Origin of the sequence: Streptomyces monomycini, from assembly GCF_022271435.1 — a bacterium.
Lineage (GTDB): Bacteria > Actinomycetota > Actinomycetes > Streptomycetales > Streptomycetaceae > Streptomyces > Streptomyces monomycini.
This window is the reverse complement of sequence record NZ_JAFIQY010000049.1, coordinates 16,125-36,529: the sequence shown is the minus strand read 5'-3', so window position 1 is coordinate 36,529 and position 20,405 is coordinate 16,125. Positions and strand designations below refer to the sequence as shown.

Below are 20,405 nucleotides of genomic sequence, written 5' to 3'. Positions count from 1 at the left end.
GCACCACCAGAGCAGGAGGCCGGCGACCATGAGTGACGCGAACACGGAGCCCCAGAGTCCCGACACGACCGAGCACGCGCACGACCCCGAGGTGCTGCAACTCGCGGCCAAGGTCTTCGACCTGGCACGGCACGGCGACACCAGCACCCTCGCCGCGTACGTGGACGCCGGGGTGCCCGCCAACCTCACCAACGACAAGGGCGACACCCTGGTGATGCTCGCCGCCTACCACGGCCACGCCGACGCGGTGGCGGCCCTGCTGGAGCGCGGCGCCGACCCGGACCGCCCCAACGACCGGGGCCAGACGCCGCTGGCCGGCGCCGTCTTCAAGGGCGAGGACGCGATCGTCCGCCTCCTGGTGGCGCACGGCGCCGACCCGGCCGCGGGAACTCCCTCCGCGGTGGAGACGGCCCGGATGTTCCAGAAGACGGACCTGCTCACGCTGTTCGGGGCGGAGTGACACGGGGCGGAGTGACACGGGGCCGAGTGACGCGCGGCGGCCGGTGAGCGGACGGCCTCTGGGAGGCGCGGGGGCCGCCGGTAGGTCCGGGGCCGCCGGAAGGTCCGCGGACCGCCGGGCCGCCCGGTGGCGCGGGTGAGCCCAGGGCCAGGCATTGACATCAACTTTGGTTGAGGTTTTAGCGTCGGGTCCCGAAGCCGACCACCGGCTCCGCCCCACCGCCTTCAGGAGGCCCCGCCATGCCCGAGCGCCCCTTCACCCTGGCCGTCATCGTCGGCAGCACCCGCGAGGGCCGGTTCGCGCCCGTCGTCGCGAACTGGTTCACCGCACACGCCGGACGCCGCGACGACGTCGTGGTCGACGTGCTCGACCTCGCCGAGATCGACCCGTACGCACTGCGGTACGGCAGCGAGGAGATGGCGTCCTACGCCAAGCGCGTCGGTGCCGCGGACGCCTTCGTCGTCATCACCCCCGAGTACAACCACTCCTTCCCCGCCCCGCTCAAGCACGCCGTCGACCTGCTGCGCCAGGAGTGGCAGGCCAAGCCGGTCGGCTTCGTCTCGTACGGCGGGATCTCCGGCGGCCTGCGCGCCGTCGAGCAACTGCGCCTGGTGTTCGCCGAGTTGCACGCGACCACGGTGCGCGAGACGGTCAGCTTCCCGATGGCCGGCAGCCTCTTCGACGACGACGGCAAGCTGCGCGAGCCCCTGGACGCCGACCAGGCCGCCACCGTGCTGCTGGACCAGCTCACCTGGTGGGCCCTGGCCCTGCGGGAGGCCCGGGAGGCCCGTCCGTACGGAGGGTGAGAACAGGCACCCGGCCTCATCCTTCGCGCTCGGCACGCACCCGTACGGGGGTCGGGCACGCGCTTGAGCGCGAAGGCCGGAGGGCTCCCGTCCCCCGTACGGGAGCCCTCCGGCCCGGTGCCCTCACCCCGCCCGGCACTCGCTCACGCCCTCTCCTCCCCGTACCGCTCCCGGGCGGCCGCCAGCGACCGGTCGAAGCCGCGCTGCGTGGCGTCGCACCAGTGCATCAGGTCGGCCAGCACCCGCTGGAGTGTCTCGCCCGGGCTCGCCCGCCAGCCCTGCTCGGAGAGCGTGTACGTCTCCAGCGCCGCCCCCGCGCGCGCCACCCGCTCGTCGTTGCCGGTCATACCGCGCCCCTTTCCGTCGCCGTCACGATCCAGCGTACCAATGCAACCGCATCGGAAAAGCCACGGCACCCTGATTCCGCCCCGCCCCTCACTCCCGGTCCGGTATCCACGCCCCGTGGAACCCGACCGGCACCCGCACCGGCAGGTGCACCCGCGCGACCGGCTCCCCCGTGAAATCCCGCGCGTCGAGGATGACGAGATCCGTGGCGTCGCGGCCCGGGTCGAACACGTACGCCATCAGCCAGCCGTCGTCCTCGGCGGCGTCCGGACCGGCGGGTACGAACACGGCCTCCCCCACGCCGCCCTGGGGCGCGAAGCGGCGCACCTCGCTGGTGCCGCGCTCCAGGTCGTACTTGACCAGGCCCACCCCCACCCGCTCTATCCCCGGGAAGTGCGCCACCCGTACGTCCTCGGCTCCGGATTCCAGCACCGCGTACCCGTACCGGTGCGGCAGCGTGAGCCGTCGCGGGTCCACCCGCGGCAGCTCCACCGGCCGGTCGTCCACCCGCGCACGCCGTACCCGGCCCGCCCGGAGGTCCACCGTCCAGCGCTCCAGCGCGGGCGGCGACCCGTCGGGACCCGTACGGCCCTTCGCGAACAGCCGGTCGTAGCGCACCAGATGGACGACGATCAGGCCGCTGCCGTCCTCCGTCTCGTACGCGTTCATCGGGTGGAAGACGAAGCACGGGTCGATCTCCAGCCACCGCACGTCCGACGCCGTCCCCTCCCGCGGCAGCACGCCCAGCCGGGCCGGGCGCCCCGGCTCCCACACGTACGGGAAGGACGGGCCGATTCCCACCCCGCCCGGGTTGAAGACCACCGGCAGGTCGTACAGCAGCACATGCCGCTCGGTCAGCGAGAAGTCGTGCATCATCGGCCGCCCGTCGACCGGGATGTCCACGCGCCGCCGGATCCGGCCGTCCGTCCCCGCGACCAGGTACTGCACGTACGGCCAGGCCCAGCAGTACGCCACGCAGTGCAGCTCGTCGGTGTCCGGGTCGACGGTGGTGTGCGCGGCGAGGCCGCCCGGCAGCGTGCCGGCGAAGTCGAAGGGGCCCACCGTGTCCAGGTCGCCGTCCAGCTCGTACGGCAGCGCGCCGCCCTCGACCAGCGCGAGGAGACGTCCGGCGAAGCGCGTGACGTGGGTGTTCGGGGCGAAGTCCATGTCCAGATGGCGCGGCCCGTGCAGGATCTTCTCGCCCAGCCGCAGCGCCATCGCGTCCGACCGCACCCAGCGGCTGCGGTACCACTCGGCCCGGCCGCCGCGCAGCCGCAGGCCGTGCAGCATCCCGTCACCGCTGAACCAGTGGTACGCCGCCGGGTCGTCCACGCCCAGCGGATTGGGCCCGTTGCGCACGTAGCGCCCGTCCAGCTCCTCCGGGATGTGGCCGGTCACGGCCATCTCGTACGCGGTGGTCTCCTCCCGCACCGGGGCGAACAGCCCCCGCATGTAAGGGTTTCCGGCACCCGCCATAGCCGCCCGCCTTCCCGGCCCCGCCCCGTGGTGACCCCCGGTCACCACCTCCCGCGGTGGCACCCCGCCTCCACCCTCCAGCCCCGGCACCGCCACGTCGAGACCGGCGGCAGCCCGACGGGCGCGCAGGACGCCACGCGCGCCCCCGGCAGGCGCACCGCCGCACGCCGCCGCGCCTGCCCTCCGTTCCCGGCTTCGGGTAAGGTGACCAGCCCACACACAGTGGACGACCAAGGAGGTGAGACCCATTACCGCTGTTCAGGCCGGGTGCTCTCACCTCACGGCTGTACGGTCCCTCCGAGGCAGGTGACCGCGAGAGCGCCCTTCGGTACCCCGAAAGGCTCCAACGCGCATGTCACTCCCGCTGCCCGCCCCCGCCGCCGCCCCGGCCCCCGCCGGACTCGTCACCAGACTCCGCGCGGCCGGCTGCGTCTTCGCCGAGGACGAGGCCCAGCTCCTCGTCTCCACGGCCCGCACCCCGTCCGACCTCAGCGCCATGACGGACCGCCGCGTCGCCGGCCACCCCCTGGAACAGGTCCTCGGCTGGGCCGAGTTCTGCGGCCTGCGGATCGCCGTCGACCCCGGCGTCTTCGTCCCCCGCCGCCGCACCGAATTCCTCGTCGCCCAGGCCGCCGCGCTCCTCCGGGCCCGCGGCACGGCCGGACCACGGCCCGTCGTCGTCGACCTGTGCTGCGGTACGGGCGCGGTCGGCGCGGCACTGGCCGCGGCCGCCGCCCTTTTTCCGGCCTCTCCCGCTGCCCCTTCCTCCGCCCCGCCCTCGGCCCCTCCCCGCATCGACCTGCACGCCACCGACATCGAACCCGCCGCCGTACGGTGCGCCCGCCGCAACCTCCGCCCCACGGCCGGCCAGGTGTACGAAGGCGACCTCTACGCACCGCTGCCGCCCGCCCTGCGCGGCCGCGTCGGCCTCCTCGTCGTCAACGCCCCCTACGTACCGACCGACGCGATCGGCCTGCTGCCCCCGGAAGCCCGCGACCACGAACCCCGCGTGGCGCTCGACGGCGGCGCGGACGGACTCGACGTACAGCGCCGGGTGGCGGCCGACGCGCTCCGCTGGCTCGCCCCCGGCGGCCACCTGCTGATCGAGACCAGCGGACGCCAGGCGCCGCACACCCTGGAGGCTCTCCGCCGCGGCGGCCTCGTCACCCGGCTGGCGACGGACGACGACCTCGGTGCGACCGTCGCCGTCGGCACCAGCCCGGCCAAGGGCGCCCAGACAGCCTGAGGTCCGGGCAGCGCAACCACCGTGGGCCCTACCGCCCCCGCTCTCGCCCCCGCTCCCTACGGAGCGTCTCCTCGGCGGTACGGGCCCGCGCCTCCGCTCCCGGCGGCGGCGCCAGCGTGATCCCGGCCTTCGTGAGCATGCTCAGATCCAGCTCCCACGCCACCCGGGACCGCCGCTCCCACACGTCGAACGCGTCTCTGACGTGCTGCCGGGCCGCGCCCCCGGTCATCCCGGTGACCTGCACCAGGTGCGCGAACGCCTGCGCCGCCAGGCCACGTACCTGCGCGAACCCGAAGTGGGTGACCGTGTGGCAGTCGGTGCACAGGCAGATGAGCCGCTTGAGGGTCTGCACCCGGGCGGTGTCGTCGAAGGCCCACCGCTCGTGCGCCTCCAGCCACCGCCTGGCGTCCTGGTCCTCCCCGACGCCGCATATCTCGCAGCGACGGTCCGCCCGGCGGGTGATCGTACGGCGCAGCCGCTCCCAGTCCTTGGCGGCCACGCACGACCGTACGTTGGTGAACCAGCAACTGCGCGGCACCAGGTCGACGAAGAGACCGCTGCCGAGGCCGCGGTCCTCACCGGGCAGCAGGTCGGGCACGTCCGGCGCCGCCGCCCAGCGTTCCAGCGCCGCCATCCCCGGCCTGGGCGCGTACCACCGCCTGGCCGCCGGGTCCCAGCGCGCGCCGCCCTGCTTGGCCTCGTCCTTCTCCGCGAACGGCACGTCCAGCCAGACTCGTTCGACAGCCATGGAACACCCCCCTTGAACACCGGCCACCACGACCAACAGCATCCTGCCCGCACTGTGAGCCGAACCACACCGCCGGACTGTCACGCTTCTCCGACGCGACGTGTCTTCATGGCACCCGAGGAGAGGAACCGGACGCCATGCCCAGCTGCCACGCCCCCCGCACGGCAAGGGCGGACCATGCCTGAGAACGCCTCCACGAACGCCTCCACGGACGCCTTCACCGAACACCGCTCCCTGCTGTTCACCATCGCCTACGAGATGCTGGGCAGCGCCACCGACGCCGAGGACGTCCTCCAGGAGAGCTATCTGCGGTGGAGCGCGGTCGATCAGGCCACGGTCGAGCATCCGCGCGCCTACCTGGTCCGTACGGTGACCCGGCAGGCCCTCAACCACCTGCGCGCGGCCAAGGCGCGGCGCGAGGACTACGTCGGCATGTGGCTGCCCGAGCCGATCCGCACGGCGCCCGGGGTGAGCGAGGACGTGATCCTGGCCGAATCCGTCTCGATGGCCATGATGCTCGTCCTGGAGACCCTGAACCCGACCGAGCGCGCGGTGTTCGTCCTGCACGAGGTGTTCGGCTACACCCACGGTGAGATCGCCGCCTCGATCGGCCGGACCGAGGTCTCCGTACGGCAGACCGCGCACCGCGCCCGCCGGCACGTCCACGCGCGGCGCCGTCGTTTCGAACCCGTCTCGGACGCCACCGCGGAGATCGCCCGGCGCTTCCTGGCCGCGGCGGCCACCGGCGAGATCCAGCCACTGATGGACCTGCTGGCACCCGACGTCGTAGTGATCTCCGACGGCGGCGGCAAGGCGGCCGCCGTGCGCCGCCCGGTCACCGGCCGCACCGAGGTCGCCCGGTTCGTCCTCGGCGTGTACCGCGGCGGCGCCGCCGCCACCCGCGTCGAACCGGCCACGTACAACGGCATGCCCGCCGCCCGGTTCGTGACGGACGGAGGCCTCGACTGGCTGGTCGCCTTCGAGATCCACGACGGCCGGATCACCGGCCTCTACGGCGTACGCAACCCGGACAAGCTGCACCACGCCGAAGCGGTGCGCACACTCGACAGAGGAGGACCCCACCCATGGAAACCATGACCGTGGAACGTGTCATCGACGCCCCGATCGCGACGGTGTTCGCCTGGCTCACCACGACCACCCACTACACCCGCTCGCCCCTGGTGGTGCGCTGCCGCCTGACCCGGCACGGCGAGGGCGCGCCGTACGGCGTCGGTGCGGTCCGCAGCCACCTCTGGCTGATCGGCTGGTTCCGCGAGCGCATCACCCGCTACGACCCGCCGTACGCCACCGAGTACGTCGTGGAACGCAGCCTGCCGCCCTCGCGGCACGAACTCGGCCGCATGACGTTCACCGAGACCCCCGAAGGCGGCACCCACGTCCGCTGGACCACCCGCGCCGAGATCCCCGTCCCCCTCCTCGGCGGCTTCCTCACCCGCCACGTGGCCCGCCCGATCATCACCCGCACCTTCGGCAACATCCTCGCCGCCGCGGAAAAGGCTTTGGCCGCGGCGCCGCCCGCATGATGACCTGACACGATGACCGACCCCCACGCCCCGTCAACTGTCCGGCCGAGAACACTGGATTGGGTGACCCGGCACCTGACACCCGGCGAACGGATCATCAACACCAAGCCCCTGCACGGCGGCATCACCGCCGAAATGCGGCAGCTGACCCTCAGCACGGGGAACGGGAGCACCCGCGACCTGGTGCTGCGCACCTTCGTCGACGCGCCCCACGCCGAGGACTGGCTGCACAGGGAGTCCGGCGCCCTGACCCAGCTCACCGGCACCGACGTCCCAGCCCCTCGCCTCGTCGCGGTCGATCCGACCGCCGCGCACTGCGAGCACCCGTCCCTCCTCATGACCCACCTGCCGGGACGCACGGTCCTCGACGACGAGGGACTGGAGACACGCGTCCCCCAACTCGCCCGCCAACTAGCGGCGATCCACACCCTGCGTCCCGTCGTGCAGCCCCGGGAGTACGTGGCCATGACGACGGCCGAAACCGTCATGATCCCGGCGGACGCCGACACGACGGCATGGGCAGCCGCCATCAACGTGATCCGCAAGCCCCCGCCGCCCTACGAAGGACGCTTCCTGCACCGCGACTTCCAGCCCGGCAACGTACTGTTCGACACCCCGCCCTCGACCCCCGCAAGCGCCCGCCTCACCGGCGTCGTCGACTGGGCGGCCACCTCCTGGGGCCCGGCGGACCTCGACGTGGCGCACTGCTCCGTCGTCCTCGCACTGCTGCACGGACCGGAATGGGGCCTGCGCTTCACCGACGCGTACGAGGAGGCGGGCGGCGCACTGGCCGCGACCGCGAGCGAACGGCGGTACTGGCGGGTGCGGGACGCGCTGGCGTCCTCGGAAGAACTGCCGGCGGTGTCCCGGCCCTGGCAGGAGGCAGGCCGGACGGACCTGACGCCACGGGTCCTGGAGGAGCGGCTGGACGCCTATGTCGGTGCGCTGATGGACGGGGCAGGGTGAGCGGGGGCGGCGATCAAGCCTGGGCCGGCCGCATCGACGGCCAGGGGCCGAACTCGGTCTCCGGGTAGCGCCCCGGCGGCCGGTCGAGCAGGTCGGTCCGCCGATGGCGCAGGTGTCGGTCGACATAGGCGTTGACGTGGACGCGTACCACCGCGGCCGACGGCCGTCGGGGAACTCGATGGCGAGCGCGTCGTGGGTGTGGTCGGTGAAGACGACGACGCGACACCGTGCCGACGCGCCGCCGGCCGGTCGGGGCGGGCAGCGTGAACCGGGCCTCCGATGAGCGAGCGGGCGAGGAAGTGCGGGGCGAGGCCGCAGACACGGGTGCGGCCGCAGCCGCCCTCAACGCCGGGACCAACGCGGCACCGGCCGGCAGTACCGCCCTCCGCGACGGCCGGAAGAAGCGTCGGTACGGTGACCGGGGTTCGGCGCTGCCCGTCATGGAGACCTCCCTAGGGGAGGGCGCGGTCGCTGACGGGCGCCGACCGCTCAGGAGGCACCCGCGTTCATACAACCGCCGCCCCCCGGCGGGCACACCGGGGCAGACCCGCTTCTTGCCCGCAGGGGTACCCGCCCGGCAGACCTTGCGTGCCGGCTCGCGACGCCGGCCCTCGCGACCCGGCACGCGCCGGCCGGCTGCGACGCCCGGCGTGGCCGGTCATCGCGCCCCGCCGCCACTTTTGCTAGCACCCGCTTGCAATAGTTAGCAGGATGCCGCACCATCGGGGCATGGCATCACTCAACGTCGGCAACCTCGGCGAGTTCCTGCGGGAGCAGCGGCGCTCCGCGCAGCTGAGTCTGCGGCAGCTGGCCGATGCCGCCGGGGTGTCCAATCCGTATCTCAGTCAGATCGAGCGCGGGCTGCGCAAGCCGAGCGCGGACATCCTGCAGCAGCTGGCCAAGGCGCTGCGGATCTCCGCCGAGACGCTGTACGTGCAGGCCGGGATCCTCGACGAGCGGAAGGTGGACGGGGTCGAGGTGCACACCGCGATCCTCACCGACCCCGCGCTGACCGAGAAGCAGAAGCAGGTGCTGCTGCAGATCTACGAGTCCTTCCGCAAGGAGAACGGACACGGGAGCGGGCGCGGCGAGAGCGGCGGCGCGACGGCGCACGAGCCCGCTCCGGACGCCCGAGAGGCCGACGGCGACCCGCACGCCACCTGAGCGACCGACCACTGATACCAGGAGGAACCACGCCATGGCCATCACCGACGACGTCCGCAAGGTGCTCACCGACCCGACCCCGCTGTACGCCTTCGCGGGCGGTGTGGACCTCGCCGCCGAGAAGGCCAAGGAGCTGCCGGCCCTGGTCGACAAGCTCCGCGAGGAGGCGCCCAAGCGCGTCGAGGCCCTCCGTAACACCGACCCGAAGACCGTGCAGGACCGCGTCACCAAGGAGGCCAAGGAGGCGCAGGACTGGATCACCCGGCAGCTGGGCCTGCTCGACGCCGACTTCAAGAAGCTGAGCCAGCAGACGCAGGACCTCGTGCTGCAGGGTGTCGGCCGGGCCGCCGAGGCCGCGGTCAAGGCCCGTGAAGGCTACGAGGGGCTGGCCGAGCGCGGACGCGGCGCGGTGCAGAACTGGCGCAGCGAGACCGCCGAGGCGACCGAGGACCTCGCGGTCGCGATCGAGCCGGAGCCCCGTCAGGAGCCGAAGCAGGAGCCCGCGGCGGCGACCGCGGCGACCGCGGGGGACGGCGTCGTGAGCGAGCCGGAGGCCAAGGGCACCACGGCCAGGAAGGCTCCGGCCGCCAAGAAGACGACGGCGAAGAAGACCGTCGCGCCGGGCGAGGACGGCAAGTAGGCGATCCGGGACAGCGGGCCGGGCACGCCACGCGTGCCCGGCCCGTTCTCCGGGTACGGTGGGCCGACGGCGGACCAGAGTCGAACGGGTGATGGCAGTGCTGATCTACGGGTTCCAGAACGTGCTGAGCTGGGTGCAGCTGGTACTGGCCGTGTACGCCGCCGCGATGCTCGTCGATGCGGCCGTACGGCGCGAGGACGCCTACCGGGCGGCCGACAAGCAGACCAAGGGCATGTGGCTGGTCTTCCTGGTGATCGCGACCGCGCTGCTGTTCCTGCTGCCGCTGATGTCGTTCCTGCCGATCATCGGCCTGATCGCCGTGATCGTCTACACCGTCGACGTACGGCCCGCGATCAAGGGGATCACCGGCGGCCGGGGGCCGCGCCGCGGCGGATCGAGTTCGGACGGGCCGTACGGGCCGTTCAACGGCGGGCGGTAGAGGCGTTCACCGGCAGGCGGTGAGGACGTACGGCGCGGGCGGCAGAGGCGTACGAGGGCGGGCGCGGTGGGCGCGTACGGTCCGAGGGGCACCTGCGTCGCTCGCGTACGCCTCAGTCCTGTACGCGTCCCCGGTCCAGCAGGAGGACGGCCACGTCGTCCGTCAGTTCCCCGCCGTTGAGGTCCCGCACCTCCGTGACCGCCGCGTCGAGCAGGTCCTCACCGCGTAGTCCGGCGGCCATCCGGCGCCCCACCAGCTCCGCCATGCCCTCCTGGCCGAGGCGCTGGTTGCCGTTGCCGACGCGGCCTTCGATCAGGCCGTCCGTGTACATCATCAGGCTCCAGGAGCCGCCCAGCGCGACCTGGCGGCGCGGCCAGCGGGCGCCCGGCAGCAGGCCCAGGGCCGGGCCGCCCTCCTCGTACGGGAGCAGCCGCGGCTTCCCGCCGGACCGGGCGAGCAGCGGTGCGGGGTGGCCGGCCAGGCACACCTGGGCGTGCCGGCCGTCCGGCGCGATGTCCACCAGGCACAGCGTCGCGAAGATCTCGTCGTCGGCGCGCTCGTGCTCCAGAACCTTCTGGAGCGTGGACAGCAGGGCGTCGCCGCACAGCCCGGCGAACGTCAACGCGCGCCAGGCGATGCGCAGTTCCACGCCGAGCGCGGCCTCGTCGGGGCCGTGGCCGCAGACGTCGCCGATCATCGCGTGCACGGTGCCGTCGGCCGTCCGTACGGTGTCGTAGAAGTCGCCGCCGAGCAGCGCGCGGCTGCGTCCGGGGCGGTAGCGGGCCGCGAAGCGCAGGTCGGAGCCGTCCAGGAGCGGGGTGGGCAGCAGGCCGCGCTCCAGCCGGCGGTTCTCCTGGGCCAGCATCCGCGACTCGGTGAGCTGGCGCTGCGCGAGGTCGGCGCGTTTGCGCTCGACGGCGTACCGCACCGCCCGGCTGAGGACGGCGCCGTCGAGTTCGTCGTGGAAGAGGTAGTCCTGCGCGCCGACGCGTACGGCCTCGGCGGCCCGCTCGGCGTCGGCCTCGGAGGTCAGCGCGAGAACGGCGTGGGAGGGGGCCATCCGCAGCACCGCGCGCAGGGCGCCGAGCTCGTCGTGGCCACCGTCCTCCTCCGGCGGGTGCCCGTCCCGGTCCGTACGCTCCGTGCGGTCGATGCGGTCGCTGACGCCCGCGGGTGTCAGGTCCAGCAGGATGCAGTGCACGTCGTCGGTGAGCAGCCGCTCCGCCTCGGTGAGGTTGCGGGCCGTACGGACCCGGGCCCTGCGGCCTTCCCCGTCCCGCATCTCGGGTACGGCGCTGCTGGGGTCGTCGCCTATGAGGAGCAGGGTCAGCCCGCCTTCGCCGGAGCGGGAGGGAGAGGGGGAGGGGGAAGGGGCCGGGGAGGGAGAGGGGGCGGGGGTGCCGGAGAGGGGCGAGGGGCCCGTGGTGTCCGCCGACGGCCCGGGCCCGGGCGTCGCGCCGTCGCGCGCGCCGTCCGCCGGCGCTGCCTCCTGCGGCAGTACGGCCGTCCGCTGGCGCGGAATGGGTACGGACATGCTCTGCTTCCTTCCCTCCCCCGAGGGTGCGCAGTGGCCCGCCGAAGCGCGCGCCACTGTGCCCGGTTCCGCCGCCGCCCGGCGGTCGGTCCGGGCGGTGCGCCACCGGGCACCGAGAGGCGACCATAGCGGTAGCGCGGACGCTTACGGAATGCCGGACGGCACCCGGCACTTGTCATATGCCGTGCCCCACACACCCGGTGACCTGGGCGGGGAGGGCCGCGGAATGACGAACATCACCTCTACGGCGTCAGGTTGGCCGGCAGCGCTCCGTGACGAAACGCACGTACTCCTCACGCTGTGTGCGGGGGCGCGAACTCCCCCGCGTACGGCAGCACGCCCCGCGCCAGACCCTGCGCCGCACGCCGGGGCGCCACCACTCGCGCCCCTGCGCACCTCGCCCGCCCCCGAAGCCCCTACTTGTCGGGCCGCACCACCCCGAGGATCGGCATCGACCCGGCCCCGGCGACCGTGATCTGCCGGCCCGGCCGCGGCGCGTGCACCATCGCGCCGTCCCCGATGTACATACCGACATGGCTCGCGTCGGCGTAATAGATGATCAGGTCGCCGGGGCGCATGTCCTTCAGGCCGATCCGCGGCAGCTGCCGCCACTGCTCCTGCGAGGTCCGCGGGACCGGCCGGCCGGCCGCCTGCCAGGCCCGCATCGTCAGCCCCGAGCAGTCGAAGGTGTCCGGGCCCTCCGCGCCCCACACGTAGTCCTTGCCGATCTGCGAAGTCGCGTACGCCACCGCCTCCTTGCCGGCCTCCGAGGCGTGCGCGCCGATGTCCTTCAGCACGCCGGAGTCCAGCCACTTCTGCTGCTCCTGGAGCGCCCGCGCGTCCTCCAGCTTCTTCAGCCGCTCCTTCTCCTCCGCGGCCAGCTGCGACTCCACCTGCTGCGCGGCCTCGATCCTCTTGCGGACGTCGAGCTGCGCGGTCTCCGTCTTCCTGCGGTTCTCCTCCAGCCGCTCCCAGCGGTCGGTGGCGTCCTGCGCGTACCCCTCCAACGCGTTCTTCGTCCGCGCGAGCTGGTCGCCCAGGTCCTTCGCGGCGTGCTGGCCCTTGCGGACGAGCGTGGCGTTGTCGAGGAAGCGCTCGGGGTCCTTGTTGAGCATGAGCCGGGCCTCGGACGGGATGCCGCCGCCCCGGTACTGCGCGCTGGCCAGCGCGCCCGCCTGGCGTTTGAGTTCGTCCATCTGCTTCTGCGTCCGGTCGATCGTCTGCGCCAGCTTGACGATCTCCTTCTGCTGGAGCGCGACCTGCTCCTTCGCCGCGTTGTACGCCTCGGTGGCCTGTTCCGCCTTGCGGTAGAGGCCCTCCAGCTCCTTGCGCACCTCTTCGAGGCGCTTTTCGGACACGGCGGGGCCGGGGTCGGCGTACGCGGCCGGAGCCGTCCCGCCGAGGATCCCGGTCACGCCCAGGACCACCGCCGTGGCGGCCACCACGGCACCGCGCAGCCCCCGTACGCCCCGCCGGCGCTCCACGCCCGCCCGGCCCCGTACATCCGCCGCGCTCCGTACACCCGCCCGGCGCCCCGCGCCCACCAGGTTCCGTACACCTGCCCTGCTCCCCGCGCCCACCACGTTCCGTACGCCCGTCAGGCCCCCCGCGCCCACCCGCCGCGGCTCGTCCGCCGCGCCCGCGCCGTCCCGTACGTCACGTTTGTCGTACGCATCGGGATTGTCCCGCCCTGCCCCCTGCCGCCCCACCAGCCACCTCCGGTCGTTCCGCACCGATTCGTGCACGTCCACAGGCGCGGATGCTGCCATACCGGCGGGTAAACCGACAGAGCACCGCGCAGGATTCCGGGCCGCCCGCGCGCCGCCCCCAGCCGACGGCCGAGGTTCACCCGGCGTTCACTCTCCTCCATCGGCGGCTTCACCTGATCTGCCTAATTTCGGCCGTACCGAGCGGCGCGCCACTCCTGCGGAGCGAACGCGGCACGGCATTGCTGAACCAACCGACCACCCGCTCCGGCGACCCTTGCCCGACCGCTGCGGCCGCCGCACAGTGACCTCGCGGTCACCATCCGGGTGACCACCCGGTCGCCACGCCGGTGACCACCACGTCCGCACCCCGCACGCCGAACACGAAGCGGCGCGCCCCAGGAAGGAACTCACGACAGTGAAGCAGCTGCAGCGCAACAACCGGGTTCGCGCCCTCGCCGTCGGCGCTCTCGCCGTCACCGGTGCCCTGACCCTGTCGGCGTGCGGCTCCGACGACACCAGTGGTGGCGGCGGGGCGGCTTCCGCGGCGAAGACCGGCAACATCAAGTGCGAGGGCAAGGGCAAGCTGCTCGCCTCCGGCTCGTCCGCGCAGAAGAACGCCATGGACGCCTGGGTGCAGGCCTACTCGGGCGCCTGCAAGGACACCAGCATCAACTACCAGCCCACCGGCTCCGGCGCGGGCATCACCACCTTCCTCCAGGGCCAGACCGCCTTCGCGGGCTCCGACTCGGCGCTCAAGCCCGAGGAGGTGGAGAAGTCCAAGCAGGTCTGCAAGGGCGGCCAGGCGATCAACCTGCCGATGGTGGGCGGCCCGATCGCGGTCGGCTACAACGTGCCGGGCGTGGACAGCCTCGTGCTGGACGCGCCGACCCTCGCCAAGATCTTCGACTCGGAGATCACCAAGTGGAACGACGAGGCGGTCAAGCGGCTCAACCCGGACGCCAACCTGCCGGACCTCAAGATCCAGGCGTTCCACCGCTCCGACGACTCCGGCACCACCGACAACTTCACCAAGTACCTCAAGGGCGCCGCCCCCGGCGCCTGGAAGCACGAGCCCGGCAAGACCTGGGAGGGCAAGGGCGGCCAGGCCGCGTCCGGCTCGGCAGGGGTGTCCTCGCAGGTCAAGCAGACCAGCGGGGCGATCTCCTACTTCGAGCTGTCGTACGCCACGGCCGGCAAGATCAACACGGTCAAGCTGAACACCGGCGCCAAGGACCCGGTCGAGGCCACCGTCGACAACGCCTCCAAGGCCATCGCCGAGGCCAAGCAGGTCGGCAAGGGCAGCGACCTGGCCCTGAAGCTCAACTACACCACCAAGGCCGAGGGTGCCTACCCGATCACCCTGGTCACGTACGAGATCGCCTGCGACAAGGGCAACAAGGCGGAGACCCTGCCCGCCACCAAGTCCTTCCTGACCTACATCGCCAGCAAGGACGGCCAGAACGCCCTCAAGGAGCTGGGCTACGCGCCGCTGCCGGCCGAGATCGCCGACAAGGTCCGCTCGACCGTCGCCTCGCTCTCCTGACCCACCGGGCGGCGGCCCGCGCCCCGCAGGCCGCCGCCCGTCCGGTGCACCGCCGCGCCAGGAGCCCCCGCCGGGCTCCGCAGACCGGAGAAACCATGAACTCAGCACCCTCGATATCCAGCGCACCACCGCCACCACCCGCGCCGCCCGCCGCCTCCCCGGTGTCCGGCAGCGCGGTCCGCCCCGGAGACCGGATCTTCCTCGGCCTGTCCCGCGGCTCGGGCATCGCCCTCCTGGTGATCATGGCGGCCATCGCGGCCTTCCTCACCGTCCGCTCGGTGATCGCCGTCTCCGGGGACCACGCGAACTTCCTGACCTACTTCGAGTGGACCGCCTCCGGCACCGAGCCGAAGTTCGGCATCGCCGTCCTCGCCTTCGGCACCGTGGTCAGCTCGGTGATCGCGATGGCCGTCGCGGTCCCGGTCGCGGTCGGCATCGCGCTGTTCATCTCGCACTACGCGCCGCGCAAGCTGGCCTCGCTGCTCGGGTACGTCGTCGACCTGCTCGCCGCGGTGCCCAGCATCATCTACGGCCTGTGGGGCGCCCTGTTCCTCGTACCGCACCTGACCGGCCTCTACAGCTGGCTGGACGACTACCTCGGCTGGACCGGGATCTTCTCCTACGCCGACGAGGCCCCCCGCTCGCTGTTCACCGTCGGCATCCTGCTCGCGATCATGATCCTGCCGATCGTGACCAGCGTCAGCCGCGAGGTCTTCCTCCAGGCGCCGAAGATGCACGAGGAGGCCGCGCTCGCGCTCGGCGCGACCCGCTGGGAAGTCATCCGGATGTCCGTCCTGCCGTTCGGCCGCTCCGGCGTCATCAGCGCCTCGATGCTGGGCCTGGGCCGCGCGCTCGGCGAGACGATGGCGGTGGCCACCGTCCTGTCCCCCAGCTTCCTGATCAACACCAGCCTGCTGGACGGGGGCGGCGGCACCTTCGCCCAGAACATCGCCAGCAAGTTCAGCGAGGCCGACGAGTTCGGGCAGGACGCCCTGATCGCCTCCGGCCTCGTCCTCTTCGTCATCACGCTGCTCGTCAACGGCGCGGCCCGCCTGATCATCGCCCGCCGCAAGGAGTACTCGGGGGCCAACGCATGAGTAACACGGTCACCGCGCGACGGCCCGTCGCCGACAGCGCGCCCCTCCCGGTCTCGCTCAAACAGCCCCGGCTGCCCCGCTGGGCCCCCGCCGGGCTCGCCGCGGCCGCGGCCGCCGTGGGCTGCGGCATCGGCCTGGCAGCGGGCCTGGAGAGCCGTATCCAGTGGGGCCTGATCGCCGCCCTGCTGTTCGTCCTCGGCACGTTCCTGCTCGCCGCCGCCGTCGAAGGCACCCGGCAGGCCAAGGACCGCCTCGCCACCAGCCTGGTGTGGATCTGCTTCCTGCTGGCCGTGGTCCCGCTCGCCTCCCTCATCTGGGAGACCGTCGCCCGCGGCATCAAGGTCGTCGACGGCTACTTCCTCAGCCACTCGATGGGCACCCTGCCGGACGCGATGGCCGGCGGCGGCATCTACCACGCCCTCGTCGGCACCCTCCAGCAGGTCGGCCTGGCCGCGCTCATCGCCGCGCCGATCGGCCTGCTCACCGCGATCTACCTGGTCGAGTACGGGCGCGGCAAGCTGGCCAAGGCCGTCACCTTCTTCGTCGACGTGATGACCGGCATCCCCTCGATCGTGGCCGGCCTGTTCGTCCTGTCGGTGTGGATCCTGATCCTCGGCTTCGGCCCGTCCGGCTTCGCCGGCGCGATGGCGCTGGCCATCCTGATGATGCCGGTGGTCGTGCGCTCCACCGAGGAGATGCTCAAGCTGGTCCCCAACGAGCTGCGCGAGGCGTCCCTGGCCCTCGGCGTGCCGAAGTGGCGCACCATCCTCAAGGTGGTGCTGCCCACCTCGGTCGGCGGCATCGCCACCGGCGTGATGCTGGCCATCGCCCGTATCACCGGTGAGACCGCACCCGTACTGCTGCTGGTCTGGGGCGCGAAGACGATCAACAGCAACCCCTTCGAAGGCGCCCAGCAGTCGCTGCCGCTGTACGTGTTCCAGCAGTGGCAGCAGGGCTCCGACGCCTCGTACGACCGTGCGTGGGGCGCGGCGCTCGTCCTGATCGCCTTCGTCATGATCCTCAACCTGGTGGCCCGCGGCATCGCCCGCTGGAAAGCCCCCAAGACCGGCCGCTGACTCTCCAGCGTCACGAAAGAAGCAGTGATTTCCATGGCCAAGCGAATCGACGTCAGCGGCCTCTCCGCCTACTACGGCAGCCACCGGGCCATCGACGACATCTCCATGACCGTCGAGCCCCGCTCGGTGACCGCCTTCATCGGCCCCTCGGGCTGCGGCAAGTCGACGTTCCTGCGCACCCTGAACCGGATGCACGAGGTCACCCCGGGCGGCCGCGTCGAGGGCAAGGTGATGCTGGACGACGAGAACCTGTACGGCAGCGGCGTGGACCCGGTGGCGGTACGCCGTACCGTCGGCATGGTCTTCCAGCGCCCGAACCCGTTCCCCACCATGTCGATCTTCGACAATGTCGCGGCGGGCCTGCGCCTGAACGGCACGGTGAAGAAGAAGTCCGAGCTGAACGACGTCGTCGAGAAGTCCCTCAAGGGCGCCAACCTCTGGAACGAGGTCAAGGACCGGCTGAACAAGCCCGGCTCCGGCCTGTCCGGCGGCCAGCAGCAGCGGCTGTGCATCGCCCGCGCCATCGCGGTCGAGCCGCAGGTGCTGCTGATGGACGAGCCGTGCTCGGCCCTCGACCCGATCTCCACCCTCGCCATCGAGGACCTGATCGGCGAGCTGAAGGAACGGTTCACGATCGTCATCGTGACGCACAACATGCAGCAGGCGGCGCGCGTCTCGGACCGTACGGCCTTCTTCAACCTGGCCGCGGTCGGGCAGCCCGGCAAGCTGGTCGAGATCGACGACACCGAGCGGATCTTCTCCAACCCGTCGGTCCAGGCCACCGAGGACTACATCTCCGGCCGCTTCGGCTGAGCGCCCGTCCGGGCTCCGCGCGGGGCCCGGACCCGGGCCCGCCCCGTACGTCCTGCGGTGCTGCATGGCGGTGCCACCGCAAGGACGAGGCCCGCCCTCCGGAACCGGAGGGCGGGCCCACAAGAACGTGCGGCTCAGCGGCCGTGCGGCGTCACGCGAACACCAGATGGACGCACCAGTAACACAGGGCGGCCACCGCCGCGCCGGCGGGCATGGTGATGAACCAGCCCATGACGATGTTCTTGGCGACACCCCAGCGCACCGCGCGGGTGCCCTTGGTCGAGCCCACACCCATGATCGCCGAGGTGATGACGTGGGTGGTGGAGATCGGCGCGTGGAACATGAACGAGGCGGTGTACATGACGGACGCCGCGGTCGTCTCGGCCGCGAAGCCCTGCGGCGGGTCCAGTTCGATGATCCGCCGGCCGAGCGTGCGCATGATGCGCCAGCCGCCCGCGTACGTGCCCAGTGACAGGGTCAGCGCACAGGCGATCTTCACCCAGACCGGGATGGCGTCGCCGGCACCCTGGACGTCCGCGATGACCAGCGCCATCACCACGATGCCCATGGTCTTCTGGGCGTCCTGGAGGCCGTGCCCGAGCGCCATGCCGGCCGCCGAGACCGTCTGCGCGATGCGGAAGCCCCGCTTCGCCTTGTGCGGGTTGGACTTCCGGAACAGCCACATGATCACGACCATCACGAGATAGCCGAGGACCAGCCCGATCACGGGCGAGAGGAACATCGGAACGACGATCTTCTCTATGACGCCCGACCAGTAGACGGTCGTACCGCCCGCCAGCGCCGCGCCCACCATGCCGCCGAACAGCGCGTGCGAGGACGACGACGGCAGGCCGAAGTACCAGGTGACCAGGTTCCAGACCACCGCTCCGACCAGGGCGGCGAAGAGGATGCCCATCCCCTTGGAGCCCTCGGGCGTGGAGATCAGTCCCTCACTGACCGTCTTGGCGACCCCGCTGCCCAAAAAGGCGCCGGCGAGGTTCATCACCGCGGCCATCGCGAGCGCCGCCCGCGGGGTCAGGGCCCGGGTGGAGACCGAGGTCGCGATGGCGTTCGCGGAGTCGTGGAAGCCGTTGGTGTACGTAAATCCGAGCGCGACCCCGATGGTCACGATGAGCGCGAAGGTGTCCACCGGAGGTCAGGACTCCTTGACCGCGATCGTCTCGACCGTATTGGCGACATGCTCGAAGGCGTCGGCCGCCTCTTCCAGGATGTCCACGATCTGCTTGAGCTTGAGCACCTCGATGGCGTCGTACTTGCCGTTGAACAGGTGCGCGAGCAGCTTGCGGTGGATCTGGTCGGCCTGGTTCTCCAGGCGGTTGACCTCGATCCAGTACTCGGTGAGGTTGGACATCGTGCGCAGGTTCGGCATCGCCTCGGCGGTCAGCTCCGCCGCCCGCGCCAGCACTTCGATCTGCTGCTCGACGCCCTTGGGCAGTTCCTCGATGTTGTAGAGGACGACCAGATCGACGGCCTCCTCCATGAAGTCCATGATGTCGTCGAGCTTCGAGGCGAGGTTGTAGATGTCCTCGCGGTCGAACGGCGTGATGAACGAAGAGTTCAGCTGGTGGAAGATCGCGTGGGTCGCGTCGTCCCCCGCGTGCTCCGCCGCCCGCATCCTCTCGGCGATCTCTGTCCGCGCGGAGGCGTCCGCCCCGAGCAGTTCCATCAGGAGCTTGGAGCCTGTGACGATGTTGTCCGCGGACGCCGCGAACATGTCGTAGAAGCTCGTCTCCCTGGGGGTCAGACGAAAGCGCACGTGAAATCCTCGGGGTGCATCGGATTCGGTCGAGTTGATGCTAGGCGCATCATCCAGCCACAGCTAACCGGCATTCCTTCAGTGTCGCCCATCGGGCAGCATGCTCTGCACGGGGTACCGCCCGCGCCCGCGAATTTCTGTACCATATACCCACTAGGGGTATATGGAATGCCTACGTATCACGGGAGATGGCCATGACGACCACGGACGCCGACACCAACGGCACCACCGCAGCCGCCGCGGCCCACCACGCCGGCGGGCCGGAAACCGCCCTCGCCGCCGGCCCCGACGCCGTCACCGCTCACGATCTGGGCATCCACGGCTACGCGCAGCACAAGGACGCACACCTCAAGAGGCTGCGCCGGATCGAGGGCCAGATCCGCGGCCTCCAGCGGATGCTGGAAGAAGATGTGTACTGCATCGACATACTCACCCAGGTGTCGGCGAGCACGAAGGGCCTGCAGTCCTTCGGCCTCCAGCTCCTGGAGGAGCACCTGCGGCACTGCGTCGCCGACGCCGCCGTCAAGGGCCCCGAGGCCATCGACGAGAAGGTCAAGGAAGCCACCAAGGCCATCGAGCGGATGCTGCGCACCTGAGCGCGGAGGCCGGACGTACGGTTGCCGCGCAACCGTCACGCCCGGCGCCGCCGCCCGCTCACCTGGGGTTCCCGGGTCCGTGACCCGGTTGCGCGCGGTCCGCGTCCACGTCCAGCACCTCGTCGATACGGTCCGAGCTGAGCCGATCCTCGCTCGCGGCGGCCGCCGCGATCATCAACTCACCAGTCAGGTCGATCTCGACGAGGGCTACGTGGTCCTGAACCGTCGAGTTGCGGTGTCCGGCCACGTACAACACCTCCTCCTTCGAGCGCCTCCCCACTCTTCTGGTGGTTACCGCCCAGAGTAGGTACGGGCGCACGCTCCGCGCATGGCACGGATGGACCATTTCCGCCAGTTCGCACAAGCCGTGGACACGTGCCCCGGACGCCGCCGCCCGGTCCGGGCCGGGCCCGCCGGCCGCGCCGC

22 protein-coding genes are annotated in these 20,405 nt (G+C 71.8%); 14 read left to right on the top strand and 8 right to left on the bottom strand.

The window, feature by feature from the left end:
- The first annotated feature begins 28 nt into the window (after window positions 1-28).
- Both JXZ78_RS35270 and JXZ78_RS35265 read left to right on the top strand, forming a co-directional pair.
- A complete protein-coding gene (locus JXZ78_RS35270) occupies window positions 29-460 on the top strand; it encodes an ankyrin repeat domain-containing protein (RefSeq protein WP_030021059.1) in 432 nt (143 codons plus the stop codon).
- A gap of 239 nt (window positions 461-699) precedes the next feature.
- On the top strand, window positions 700-1,266 hold the full coding sequence (locus JXZ78_RS35265; RefSeq protein WP_030021060.1) for an NADPH-dependent FMN reductase: 567 nt from the start codon (window positions 700-702) through the stop codon (window positions 1,264-1,266).
- 143 nt (window positions 1,267-1,409) lie between these two features.
- On the opposite strand, the gene JXZ78_RS35260 is transcribed toward JXZ78_RS35265, so the two are convergent.
- Both JXZ78_RS35260 and JXZ78_RS35255 read right to left on the bottom strand, forming a co-directional pair.
- On the bottom strand, window positions 1,410-1,613 hold the full coding sequence (locus JXZ78_RS35260; protein ID WP_030021061.1) for a hypothetical protein: 204 nt from the start codon (window positions 1,611-1,613) through the stop codon (window positions 1,410-1,412).
- Window positions 1,614-1,701: 88 nt separating this feature from the next.
- Window positions 1,702-3,087 (bottom strand): carotenoid oxygenase family protein, encoded by a 1,386-nt coding sequence (locus JXZ78_RS35255; RefSeq protein ID WP_030021062.1) that lies wholly within the window; start codon window positions 3,085-3,087, stop codon window positions 1,702-1,704.
- Between the two features lie 352 nt (window positions 3,088-3,439).
- Between JXZ78_RS35255 and JXZ78_RS35250 the strand changes: the two genes are divergently transcribed.
- A complete protein-coding gene (locus JXZ78_RS35250; RefSeq protein ID WP_033038229.1) occupies window positions 3,440-4,333 on the top strand; it encodes a putative protein N(5)-glutamine methyltransferase in 894 nt (297 codons plus the stop codon).
- A gap of 28 nt (window positions 4,334-4,361) precedes the next feature.
- Here JXZ78_RS35250 and JXZ78_RS35245 read toward each other — a convergent pair whose 3' ends face one another.
- Window positions 4,362-5,081, bottom strand: a complete 720-nt coding sequence (locus tag JXZ78_RS35245) for a DUF5710 domain-containing protein (RefSeq protein WP_030021064.1) — start codon at window positions 5,079-5,081, stop codon at window positions 4,362-4,364.
- 177 nt (window positions 5,082-5,258) lie between these two features.
- On the opposite strand from JXZ78_RS35245, the gene JXZ78_RS35240 reads away from it, so the two are divergent.
- From JXZ78_RS35240 to JXZ78_RS35215, 6 genes are all read left to right on the top strand, one after another.
- On the top strand, window positions 5,259-6,179 hold the full coding sequence (locus JXZ78_RS35240) for an RNA polymerase sigma-70 factor (protein ID WP_030021065.1): 921 nt from the start codon (window positions 5,259-5,261) through the stop codon (window positions 6,177-6,179).
- Window positions 6,167-6,625, top strand: a complete 459-nt coding sequence (locus JXZ78_RS35235) for an SRPBCC family protein (protein WP_030021066.1) — start codon at window positions 6,167-6,169, stop codon at window positions 6,623-6,625. The genes JXZ78_RS35240 and JXZ78_RS35235 overlap by 13 nt, the downstream gene beginning before the upstream one ends.
- A gap of 12 nt (window positions 6,626-6,637) precedes the next feature.
- The gene (locus tag JXZ78_RS35230) at window positions 6,638-7,591 is read left to right on the top strand and encodes a phosphotransferase family protein (RefSeq protein ID WP_030021067.1); all 954 of its coding nucleotides are present in this window, start codon (window positions 6,638-6,640) and stop codon (window positions 7,589-7,591) included.
- 729 nt (window positions 7,592-8,320) lie between these two features.
- Window positions 8,321-8,755, top strand: coding sequence for a helix-turn-helix domain-containing protein (locus JXZ78_RS35225; RefSeq protein ID WP_030021068.1), 435 nt, complete (start codon window positions 8,321-8,323; stop codon window positions 8,753-8,755).
- A 34-nt stretch (window positions 8,756-8,789) separates the two neighbouring features.
- Window positions 8,790-9,395, top strand: coding sequence for a hypothetical protein (locus JXZ78_RS35220; RefSeq protein WP_030021069.1), 606 nt, complete (start codon window positions 8,790-8,792; stop codon window positions 9,393-9,395).
- A gap of 97 nt (window positions 9,396-9,492) precedes the next feature.
- Window positions 9,493-9,834, top strand: a complete 342-nt coding sequence (locus tag JXZ78_RS35215; protein WP_030021070.1) for a DUF2516 family protein — start codon at window positions 9,493-9,495, stop codon at window positions 9,832-9,834.
- A 112-nt stretch (window positions 9,835-9,946) separates the two neighbouring features.
- Here JXZ78_RS35215 and JXZ78_RS35210 read toward each other — a convergent pair whose 3' ends face one another.
- Together JXZ78_RS35210 and JXZ78_RS35205 are read right to left on the bottom strand one after the other, a co-directional pair.
- Window positions 9,947-11,368: a PP2C family protein-serine/threonine phosphatase gene (locus tag JXZ78_RS35210; protein ID WP_030021071.1), complete on the bottom strand. Its 1,422-nt coding sequence runs from the start codon at window positions 11,366-11,368 to the stop codon at window positions 9,947-9,949.
- A gap of 416 nt (window positions 11,369-11,784) precedes the next feature.
- On the bottom strand, window positions 11,785-12,810 hold the full coding sequence (locus JXZ78_RS35205; RefSeq protein ID WP_030021072.1) for a C40 family peptidase: 1,026 nt from the start codon (window positions 12,808-12,810) through the stop codon (window positions 11,785-11,787).
- Window positions 12,811-13,492: 682 nt separating this feature from the next.
- On the opposite strand from JXZ78_RS35205, the gene pstS reads away from it, so the two are divergent.
- The 4 genes from pstS to pstB all read left to right on the top strand — a co-directional run bounded on the left by pstS (window position 13,493) and on the right by pstB (window position 17,606).
- Window positions 13,493-14,620, top strand: coding sequence for a phosphate ABC transporter substrate-binding protein PstS (pstS, locus tag JXZ78_RS35200; RefSeq protein WP_030021073.1), 1,128 nt, complete (start codon window positions 13,493-13,495; stop codon window positions 14,618-14,620).
- 95 nt (window positions 14,621-14,715) lie between these two features.
- A complete protein-coding gene (gene pstC / locus JXZ78_RS35195; protein WP_030021074.1) occupies window positions 14,716-15,717 on the top strand; it encodes a phosphate ABC transporter permease subunit PstC in 1,002 nt (333 codons plus the stop codon).
- The gene (gene pstA / locus JXZ78_RS35190; protein WP_030021075.1) at window positions 15,714-16,793 is read left to right on the top strand and encodes a phosphate ABC transporter permease PstA; all 1,080 of its coding nucleotides are present in this window, start codon (window positions 15,714-15,716) and stop codon (window positions 16,791-16,793) included. Before pstC ends, pstA begins: the two co-directional genes overlap by 4 nt.
- Before the next feature lie 33 nt (window positions 16,794-16,826).
- Entirely contained in the window at window positions 16,827-17,606 is a 780-nt protein-coding gene (pstB, locus tag JXZ78_RS35185) for a phosphate ABC transporter ATP-binding protein PstB (RefSeq protein ID WP_030021076.1), read from the top strand.
- A 151-nt stretch (window positions 17,607-17,757) separates the two neighbouring features.
- Here pstB and JXZ78_RS35180 read toward each other — a convergent pair whose 3' ends face one another.
- Together JXZ78_RS35180 and JXZ78_RS35175 are read right to left on the bottom strand one after the other, a co-directional pair.
- Window positions 17,758-18,756 carry an inorganic phosphate transporter gene (locus JXZ78_RS35180; protein WP_030021077.1) on the bottom strand — a complete coding sequence of 333 codons (999 nt, stop codon included), beginning with the start codon at window positions 18,754-18,756 and terminating at the stop codon, window positions 17,758-17,760.
- Window positions 18,757-18,762: 6 nt separating this feature from the next.
- Window positions 18,763-19,383, bottom strand: a complete 621-nt coding sequence (locus JXZ78_RS35175) for a DUF47 domain-containing protein (RefSeq protein ID WP_030021078.1) — start codon at window positions 19,381-19,383, stop codon at window positions 18,763-18,765.
- Between the two features lie 194 nt (window positions 19,384-19,577).
- On the opposite strand from JXZ78_RS35175, the gene JXZ78_RS35170 reads away from it, so the two are divergent.
- The gene (locus JXZ78_RS35170) at window positions 19,578-19,979 is read left to right on the top strand and encodes a metal-sensitive transcriptional regulator (protein WP_030021079.1); all 402 of its coding nucleotides are present in this window, start codon (window positions 19,578-19,580) and stop codon (window positions 19,977-19,979) included.
- Between the two features lie 58 nt (window positions 19,980-20,037).
- Here JXZ78_RS35170 and JXZ78_RS35165 read toward each other — a convergent pair whose 3' ends face one another.
- A complete protein-coding gene (locus JXZ78_RS35165; RefSeq protein ID WP_372498472.1) occupies window positions 20,038-20,235 on the bottom strand; it encodes a hypothetical protein in 198 nt (65 codons plus the stop codon).
- Window positions 20,236-20,405: the final 170 nt, after the last annotated feature.

Excerpts from the sequence above, each read along its gene's own strand:
- JXZ78_RS35270 (WP_030021059.1), top strand. The coding sequence starts at position 29 with ATGAGTGACGCGAACACGGAGCCCCAGAGTCCCGACACGACCGAGCAC.
- JXZ78_RS35265 (WP_030021060.1), top strand. The coding sequence starts at position 700 with ATGCCCGAGCGCCCCTTCACCCTGGCCGTCATCGTCGGCAGCACCCGC.
- JXZ78_RS35260 (WP_030021061.1), bottom strand. The coding sequence starts at position 1,613 with ATGACCGGCAACGACGAGCGGGTGGCGCGCGCGGGGGCGGCGCTGGAG.
- JXZ78_RS35255 (WP_030021062.1), bottom strand. The coding sequence starts at position 3,087 with ATGGCGGGTGCCGGAAACCCTTACATGCGGGGGCTGTTCGCCCCGGTG.
- JXZ78_RS35250 (WP_033038229.1), top strand. The coding sequence starts at position 3,440 with ATGTCACTCCCGCTGCCCGCCCCCGCCGCCGCCCCGGCCCCCGCCGGA.
- JXZ78_RS35245 (WP_030021064.1), bottom strand. The coding sequence starts at position 5,081 with ATGGCTGTCGAACGAGTCTGGCTGGACGTGCCGTTCGCGGAGAAGGAC.
- JXZ78_RS35240 (WP_030021065.1), top strand. The coding sequence starts at position 5,259 with ATGCCTGAGAACGCCTCCACGAACGCCTCCACGGACGCCTTCACCGAA.
- JXZ78_RS35235 (WP_030021066.1), top strand. The coding sequence starts at position 6,167 with ATGGAAACCATGACCGTGGAACGTGTCATCGACGCCCCGATCGCGACG.
- JXZ78_RS35230 (WP_030021067.1), top strand. The coding sequence starts at position 6,638 with ATGACCGACCCCCACGCCCCGTCAACTGTCCGGCCGAGAACACTGGAT.
- JXZ78_RS35225 (WP_030021068.1), top strand. The coding sequence starts at position 8,321 with ATGGCATCACTCAACGTCGGCAACCTCGGCGAGTTCCTGCGGGAGCAG.
- JXZ78_RS35220 (WP_030021069.1), top strand. The coding sequence starts at position 8,790 with ATGGCCATCACCGACGACGTCCGCAAGGTGCTCACCGACCCGACCCCG.
- JXZ78_RS35210 (WP_030021071.1), bottom strand. The coding sequence starts at position 11,368 with ATGTCCGTACCCATTCCGCGCCAGCGGACGGCCGTACTGCCGCAGGAG.
- pstC (WP_030021074.1), top strand. The coding sequence starts at position 14,716 with ATGAACTCAGCACCCTCGATATCCAGCGCACCACCGCCACCACCCGCG.
- pstA (WP_030021075.1), top strand. The coding sequence starts at position 15,714 with ATGAGTAACACGGTCACCGCGCGACGGCCCGTCGCCGACAGCGCGCCC.
- pstB (WP_030021076.1), top strand. The coding sequence starts at position 16,827 with ATGGCCAAGCGAATCGACGTCAGCGGCCTCTCCGCCTACTACGGCAGC.
- JXZ78_RS35170 (WP_030021079.1), top strand. The coding sequence starts at position 19,578 with ATGACGACCACGGACGCCGACACCAACGGCACCACCGCAGCCGCCGCG.